Genomic DNA, 6,027 nt, shown 5'->3' on the forward strand with positions numbered 1-6,027 from the left:
GTCTTCCTGTCTGTCGGGGGTGGTCAGTCGAGGCTGCGCAGGGCCGCGGCGGGGCGCAGGCGGGCAGCGCGCCAGCCACCGATCACCCCGGCGAGCAGGCCGCCGATCAGGGCGATGCCGACCCCGGTGGCGATGAACGCCACGTCGATCGGCGCGTGCAGGACCGTCTCGACGGTGCTGCTCGCCGCCTGGCCGAGCCCGCCGGGCATGTTGCCGCCGAACGCGCCGGCTCCGGGGCCCCCGGCCCCTCCTCCGGCCGCTGCCGTCGCCGTGCCGCCACCGGTCGTGCCGGACAGGCTGATCCCGGCCGCGTTGAGGGCGAGGATCCCGCCGACGCCGATGGCCAGGCCGGCGACGCCGCCGATGAGGCCCTGCACGAGGGACTCGGTGCCCACCTGCCGGACGATCCGGCCGTTGCTCCAGCCCAGCGCCTTCAGGGTGCCGAAGTCGCGGGTGCGGCGGGTGACGCCGGAGATGGTGAACAGCACCGCGAGGCCGAAGGCGGCGGCCAGCACCGCGATCGACAGCCACCTGCCCAGGTTCTGCACCAGCGACGACGCAGAGGACAGCGAGCCGGTGACGCCGGCGGCCAGGTCGGACTGGGTGGTCACGGTGGCGTCGGGCAGCGCGGCGGTGATCGCGGCGGCGGCGGTGTCGACGGTGTCCGCGCTGGTGGCCTGCACGTACACGGTGGTGATCTGGTCGGTCAGCCCGGACAGCTCCTGCGCCACGTCGATCGGCAGGTACACGTCGGACAGCGTGGTGGCCGAGTCGTCGCTGGCCAGGATGCCCACCACGGTGACGGCGGTCCCGGTCAGGGTGATCGTGCTGCCGACGGACAGATCCGCGCTGTCGGCGTGGCTCTGCGAGATGAGCGCGACGTCCGCGCCCACGTCGGCGGTGGTGAAGCCGCGACCGTCGGCGACGGCGGCGCCCGCCAGCGGGCCGAGCGCGGTGGCGCCGGGGGTGATGCCCTCGACGCTGAAGCTGTCGACGTCGAAGTTGCCGCCGCCGAAGCCGCCGCCGCCCCCTCCACCGCCGGTCGGCGGGCCCGCCGGAGTGGAGCCCGGGTCGGGGAGCTCACCGCTGAAGGTCTGGTCGGTCAGCACCAGGGTGGCGGTCACGTCGGAGACGCCGTCCGCGGCCGAGATGGTGCTCACGACGTCGCTGCTCATGGCCGTGGTGCCCCGGGCGATGGTCAGTTGGTCGGTGGCGACGGTGGTCGACCCGTCGTCGCTGGTGGTGCCGTCGTCGGCGCCGAAGGAGAACTGCCCGCGGCCGCCGCCGGCTCCGGGCTCGGCGGCCTGGGTGACCTTGATGTCGGTGCCGACGCCGTAGACGGACTCCAGGACGGCGTCCTGGGCGTTCCGGACGCCCGCGGAGGCGGCGTTGACGACGAGGACGAGGGCGATGGCCAAGGCCAGGCCCACGGCCACGATGACGGTCTGCCGCAACCGCCCTCTCAGTTCGCGGCGCACGTAGGTCAGCAGCATGCTCGTCCTCCAGCTCCCGCCGGCTCGTGGGAGCCGGGGCGGGCAGGGTGATGCCCGCCGACCGGGCGGTCGACGGGTGCGGGATGTGGTCCGCACGCCATCGTCCGGTCGGGCCTGAGGAAGACCTGTGCACGCGCTGCGGGCTGCGCTGTGAGGGGCGGGACCGGGGGTGGGCTGTGTCACCTCCGCCCCCACCCCGGGCTGCCCGCCGGGGTGGGGAGCCGCGTCAGCGCGCCTTGAGCTCCTTGCGCAGGATCTTGCCGGCCATCGACTTGGGCACCTGCTCGATGAACTCCACCAGGCGCACCTTCTTGTGCGGCGCCACCCGGTCGGCGACGAACGCCATGACGTCGTCCTCGCTCAGCGCCGAGCCGGGCGCCCGGACGACGAACGCCTTGGGCAGCTCGTCGCCGCTCTCCCGGTCCAGCACGCCGATCACCGCGGCGTCGGTGACCTCCGGGTGGCCCAGCAGCACCGCCTCCAGCTCCGCCGGCGCGACCTGGTAGCCCTTGTACTTGATCAGCTCCTTGACCCGGTCGACGACGGTGTAGCGGCCCTGCTCGTCGACGATCGCGACGTCGCCGGTGTGCAGCCAGCCCTCGGCGTCCAGGGTGTCGGCGGTGGCCTGCGGGTTGTTCAGGTAACCGGCCATCACCTGCGGGCCCCGCACCCACAGCTCACCGCGCTCGCCGGGCGCGCAGTCCTCGCCCGTGGCCGGGTCGACCAGCCGGCACTCGGTGTTGGGCAGCGCGTACCCCACGGTCCCCTTCGGGGTGGGGCCGGCGCCCGCGGGCTCCAGCCCCGGTTCGGGCGTGGTGTGCGAGACCGGGGACAGCTCGGTCATCCCGTAGCCCTGCCCGACGCTGACCCCGTCCGGCGCGCCCTTGCGCAGCCGGTCCTGGGCGGCCTGGGCCAGCGACTCGTCCAGCGGCGCCGCGCCGGAGGTGATGCTGCGCAGCGAGGACAGGTCGAAGGAGTCGACCAGCGGGTGCTTGGCCAGCGCCAGCACGATCGGCGGGGCGACGAACGCGCGGGTGATCCGGTGGTCCTGGATCGCGCGCAGGAACTGCTCGAGGTCGAACCGGGGCAGGGTGACCACGGTGCCGCCCCACTGCAGGCCCTGGTTCATCAGCACCGTCAGCCCGTAGATGTGGAAGAACGGCAGGACGGCGATGATCCGTTCGTTGCCCTCCTCGACCCCGGCCAGCGGGCGCGACTGGGTCACGTTGGCCACCAGGTTGCGGTGGGTGAGCATGACGCCCTTGGGCAGCCCGGTCGTGCCGCTGGAGTAGGGCAGCGTGACCAGGTCGGTGGCCGGGTCGATCTGCACGTCGACGGCGGGGGCGTCGGTGGTGAGCAGGTCGCGCAGCGAGGCGTGCCCCTCGGCGCCGTCCATCACCACGACCTCGTCGACCGGCGCCTGCGCCACCGCGGCCTGCGCCCGGTCCAGGAACGCGGAGATGGTGATCAGCACCTTCGCGCCGGAGTCCTTCAGCTGGAAGGCGATCTCGTCGGGCGTGTAGAGCGCGTTGATCGGGGAGACGACGCAGCCGGCCGCGGCGATGCCGTGGAAGACCACCGGGTACCAGATGGTGTTCGGGCTGAACACGGCGACGACGTCGCCCTTGCGCAGCCCGCGGGCGGCGAGCGCGGCGGCCATCCGCTGGACGTAGAAGGTCAGCTCGCCGTGGGTGATCGTCTCGCCGGAGAGGCCGTCGACCAGGGCCGGGGACTCCCGGCGCTCGGCGGTGCCGGCCAGCACGAACTCCGGTACGGACAGCTCGGGGATCTCGACGTCCGGGTAACGACTGCTCAGCGCCACGGGGTCCTCCTCGACTCGGGGTGTGGCGCCAGTCTCACACCGGGCGTGTCGCGCGTCACACCCGGGGTTACCCGTGGGTACCGGTCAGCTCCGCGGCCAGAGCACCGACTGGGTGCAGCGGAACAGCGCGAGGGTCTTCCCGCTGGCCGGCGCGGTGACCACGGCGTCCCACACCTGCGTCGTCCGCCCGGCGTGCGCGTTGGTGGCGACCACCTCGACCCGCCCCTCGCGCGCGGTGCCCAGGTGGTTGCTCTTCAGCTCGATCGTGGTGAACCCGCCGGCGCCCTCGGGCAGCAGCGCCCGGGTGGCCAGCCCGCAGGCGGTGTCGGCCAGCGCGACGACGCTGGCCGCGTGCAGGTAGCCGTTGGGCGCGAGCAGGTCGGGCCGGACGTCGAGGTGCGCGGCGAGCCGGCCCGGCTCGTGGTCGTCGATGACGATGCCGAGCAGCCCGGGCAGCGTGCCCGGCAGCAGGTCGTTCAGCTCGGCGGCGGAGTGGAACCCGGTGGCGGCCATGCCGGCGAACCTATCCACCTGGGTGGCGCCGGGATCAGGTCACCTGATCATGCGTGCTCCTGGCTCACGGCAGGAGGTGAGCCAGGAGCACGCACGGTGAGCCAGGACGCCGCGCTGCTGCCGCTCAGGCGAGTCCGCGGATGCTGCGCACCGGGGGTCGGTCGCCCTTGATCGACGCGACCATGTCCAGGGCCTGCCGGGTGGCGGCGACGTCGTGCGCGCGGAACACCCGGGCGCCCAGCCAGGCGCTCACCGCCGTCGCCGCGAGCGTGCCGGTCAGCCGCTGGTCGACCGGGACGTCGAGGGTCTCCCCGATGAAGTCCTTGTTCGACAGCGCCACCAGCACCGGCCACCCGGTCGCCACCAGCTCGTCCAGCCGCCGGGTGGCCTCCAGCGAGTGCCGGGTGTTCTTGCCGAAGTCGTGCCCGGGGTCGACCAGCACCCGCTCGGGGTCCACCCCCGCCGCAACCGCCGCCTCGGCCAGCGCCGTCGTCCGCGCGACGACGTCGGCCAGCACGTCGTCGTAGACCACCCGGTGCGGCCGGGTGCGCGGCGGCAGTCCGCCCGCGTGCGTGCAGACGATCCCGGCGCCGGCCGCGGCGGCGACGTGCGCGAGCTGCGGATCGACCCCACCCCAGGCGTCGTTGACGACGTCGGCGCCCGCGGCCAGGGCCTCCCGGGCCACCTCGGCGCGCCAGGTGTCGATGGAGATCGGCAGCTGCGGGTGGGCGGCGCGGATCGCGGCGACCAGGTCGACGGTGCGCCGGACCTCCTCCGCCGCGGACACCGCCTCGCCGGGCGCGGCCTTCACCCCACCGACGTCGACCATGTCCGCGCCCTCGGCCACCACCCGCTCGACCCGGGCCAGGGCGGCGTCCAGCTCGTAGGTCGAGCCGCGGTCGTAGAAGGAGTCGGGGGTGCGGTTCACGATCGCCATCACGACCAGTCCGCCGTCCGGCACGTCGAGGGCACCGATGCGCAGCACGAGCTCATCCCAGCAGACTGTCGGGGTGATCGAGTTCCCACCCGCCCCCGACCGCATCGACCCGCCGTACCTGGACGGCGAGCGCGCCGCCCTGGACGCCTGGCTGGAGTTCCACCGCGCCACGCTGCTGCGCAAGTGCGCCGGCCTCACCCCCGAGCAGCTCGGCGAGCGGTCGGTGCCGCCGTCGAGCCTGAGCCTGCGCGGCCTGCTCCGGCACATGACCGAGGTCGAGCGCAGCTGGTTCCAGCGGGTCATCGACGGCCGGGACGCCGAGGACCTCTACTGCTCCCCGGACGACCCGGACGGCGACTTCGACGGGGTGGGCCGGGACGGCGACGACCCAGCGGCCGCCGTTCCGGGGGAGCTCGCTGCGTTCACCGCCGCGCTCGAGGCGAGCCGGGAGGTGGCCGCGGCCCGGGAGTCGCTCGACGCGCTGAGCGTGGGGCGCACCCTGCGCCGCGGCGAGCAGGTGTCGCTGCGCTGGGTGTACCTGCACATGATCGAGGAGTACGCCCGGCACAACGGCCACGCCGACCTGCTGCGCGAACGCATCGACGGCGCCACCGGCGACTGAGGCGCGTGCCGGCCCGGCAGACTGTGCCGGGTGAGTGAGTTCCCGCCCGCCCCCGGCCGCGTCGACCCGCCGTTCCTGGACGGTGAGCGCGCCGCCGTCGAGGCCTGGCTGGAGTTCCACCGCGCGACGCTGCTGCACAAGTGCGCCGGCCTCACTCCCGAGCAGCTGGGGGAGCGCTCGGTGCCGCCGTCGGGGCTGAGCCTGCGCGGCCTGCTGCGCCACCTGACGGACGTCGAGCGGTACTGGTTCACCCGCGTGGTCGCCGGCCGGGAGGCGCCAACCATCTACTGGGAGGCCGACGGGGAGGTCGACTTCGACGGGGTGGGCGCCGACGGCGACGACCCGGTGACCGCCGTCCCCGCCGAGCTGGCCGCGTTCACCGCCGAGCTGGAGGCCAGTCGCGCCGTCGCCGCCCAGCACCACTCGCTGGACGAGCTGAGCGCCGGGCTGCGCCATGGGGAGCGGGTGTCGCTGCGCTGGGTGTACCTGCACATGATCGAGGAGTACGCGCGGCACAACGGCCACGCCGACCTGCTCCGCGAGCGCATCGACGGCGCCACCGGCGACTGACGTGCCCCGGCGTCCTGGCTCACCGTGCGTGCTCCTGGCTCACCTCCTGCCCTGAGCCAGGAGCACGCAC

6 protein-coding genes are annotated in these 6,027 nt (G+C 74.1%); 2 read left to right on the forward strand and 4 right to left on the reverse strand.

Annotated elements, in window-relative coordinates; genetic code table 11:
* Positions 1-23: 23 nt before the first annotated feature.
* The 4 genes from ACI795_RS14125 to folP form a co-directional block, all read right to left on the reverse strand.
* Positions 24-1,493: an ABC transporter permease gene (locus ACI795_RS14125; protein ID WP_457076170.1), complete on the reverse strand. Its 1,470-nt coding sequence runs from the start codon at positions 1,491-1,493 to the stop codon at positions 24-26.
* Positions 1,494-1,719: 226 nt separating this feature from the next.
* A complete protein-coding gene (locus ACI795_RS14130; protein ID WP_457076171.1) occupies positions 1,720-3,315 on the reverse strand; it encodes a 4-coumarate--CoA ligase family protein in 1,596 nt (531 codons plus the stop codon).
* Positions 3,316-3,399: 84 nt separating this feature from the next.
* A complete protein-coding gene (locus tag ACI795_RS14135; RefSeq protein ID WP_457076172.1) occupies positions 3,400-3,828 on the reverse strand; it encodes a PaaI family thioesterase in 429 nt (142 codons plus the stop codon).
* 124 nt (positions 3,829-3,952) lie between these two features.
* Positions 3,953-4,813 carry a dihydropteroate synthase gene (gene folP / locus ACI795_RS14140; protein WP_457076173.1) on the reverse strand — a complete coding sequence of 287 codons (861 nt, stop codon included), beginning with the start codon at positions 4,811-4,813 and terminating at the stop codon, positions 3,953-3,955.
* 25 nt (positions 4,814-4,838) lie between these two features.
* Between folP and ACI795_RS14145 the strand changes: the two genes are divergently transcribed.
* Positions 4,839-5,387: a DinB family protein gene (locus ACI795_RS14145; protein WP_457076174.1), complete on the forward strand. Its 549-nt coding sequence runs from the start codon at positions 4,839-4,841 to the stop codon at positions 5,385-5,387.
* Between the two features lie 30 nt (positions 5,388-5,417).
* Positions 5,418-5,957, forward strand: a complete 540-nt coding sequence (locus ACI795_RS14150; protein ID WP_457076175.1) for a DinB family protein — start codon at positions 5,418-5,420, stop codon at positions 5,955-5,957.
* The last annotated feature ends 70 nt before the right edge of the window (positions 5,958-6,027 follow it).

This window comes from Modestobacter sp. SYSU DS0290 (assembly GCF_054050955.1).